At 61.0% G+C, this 1,855-nt stretch carries 1 protein-coding gene; it reads right to left on the bottom strand.

All coding sequences use genetic code 11. The features are described from left to right. Positions 1 to 1,700, bottom strand: a 1,700-nt coding sequence (locus NW841_RS07760) for a cobaltochelatase subunit CobN (protein ID WP_414386010.1), incomplete at its 3' end; no start/stop codon positions are given. Between the last annotated feature and the right edge of the window lie 155 nt (positions 1,701 to 1,855).

Raw genomic sequence — 1,855 nt, 5'->3', positions numbered from 1 at the left:
GGCTGCACCCCGATGAACACGTTGCCAAAGTGCTTGCCGTAAATCAGCAGATTTTGCCCATCAGTGTTCAGGTGCCCTGGGGGTGGCCCCCAATATTTTTCAATGGCTTTGACATAGGGCGTCAGGGCCTCGTATTCCCGCACCGACAGCTTGGCAGCCACGTTCAGCTCCGGGCTGGCGTACTGGGCCTGGGCATCGTGCAGGATGGCCTCCATCAACTCCTGCGGCGTTTTGGGCAGCTCTGGCCCCAGGTCGTAGCCGTTGTGGGCCAGGGCCTGCATGACGCGGTGGATGGAAGCAAACACATCTAAGTAGGCCGCCGTCCCCACATTGCCTTTGTCTGGCGGGAAGCTGAAGACGGTGATGGCGATCTTCTTCTCCAGCTTGGGCTTGCGCCGCAGATTGGCCCACTTGATGGCCCGCGCTGCAATCAGCTCAATCCGATCCTGCAGAGCATGGGCCTTGCCGGTGGCGGCGTCCCGGCCCGAGAGGATGATGGGATCGATGGCCCCATCCAGCTCAGGAATGGCAATCTGCAGCGCCACCTGCACCGGGTGCAGGCCTAAGTCACTAGTGGCCCATTCCTCTGTGGATTGAAACACCAAGGGCAGCGCCACCATGTAGGGGCGATTGAGCCGTTGCAGCGCCTCCACGGCCTTGGGGTGATCCTGCCGCGCCGGCCCGCCCACCAGGGCAAACCCGGTTAGCGACACCACCACATCCACAATTGGCGCCGTCTTCTGCTCATTCCAGAAAAACTCGTTCACCGGCTTGGAGAAGTCCAAGCCGCCGGCAAACACCGGCACCACCCGCGCCCCCCGCGACTCCAACTCCTGCACCATGGCCACGTAGTGGGCATCGTCCCCCGTCACCAGGTGGGTGCGCTGCAGCACCAGCCCCACGCAGGGAGCCAGGGGATCCTTCACGTCTTCCGGCAGATCCTCGCGGGCATTGTACCAATCCCAATACTCTGCCAGGCTGGCAAACATCTGCGGCGCCAGCGGGTGCCAAATGCCCATCTCCAAATAGGTGACTGGCTCGGCAAAGGAGAGCTGTCCCCGCATCCCCGGCAGGTAGCGATCCGCCAGCATCAGCAAAAAGTTCTCCAGGTTCTCGCGGGATCCGCCCAGCCAGTACTGGAAGCTGAGCATGAAGTTGCGGGCATCCTGGGCCTTGTCGAAGGGCAGGTACTTCAACACCTTGGGCAGCGTCTGCAGCAGCTTCAGCATCCCCTCTTGGAAGTTGGATCCCTGTTGGCGCTTGCGCATGAACTGGGCAATGGCGCTCTTGGATTGGCCCAGTTGCGCCATGGAAAAGGATCCCAGCTTATTAAGGCGCATCACCTCTGGCATGGAGGGGAACACCACCACCGCATCCAGCCGCTCCCGCAGGGGTTCTACTGCCTGTACCACCTTCTGGGCAATGTCCTCAATGAAGATCAAGGAGCCGATAAAGACATTGGCCGCCTCCAGATCCCGCTGGAAAGCCTCATATCCCGCGGGATCCCGCAGCTCTTCCACCAAGTAGCCAGACAGCTCCACCGCCAGCTTGGGGTTCTGGGCATTGATGCGCTGCACCGCCGCCGTCAGGGCACTCTGATACTGCGGCTCCAACACCACGTACACCACCTTCATCAGTCGGCGCCCCCCCAGCTCAGCAGGGGTCACGTGGCGGGTGATGGGCTTAACCAGAGTAAACATGCAGTCGCTCTCCCTTGTGCAATGCAAAAAAGCAAGTGGGCCGGGAATGGGCATTCTTCCCCAGCGCCTGTTTCCCGTTCTACCAGAGAACCGGATCCCTGCTGGGGGCATAACGCCAGCCTCGTAACAATTCGCAATAATTGCAAAGGGGGGCT

The sequence above is a fragment of the Synechococcus sp. H60.3 genome (assembly GCF_047462295.1).
Lineage (GTDB): Bacteria > Cyanobacteriota > Cyanobacteriia > Thermostichales > Thermostichaceae > Thermostichus.
This window is presented reverse-complemented; position numbering and strand designations above follow the sequence as displayed.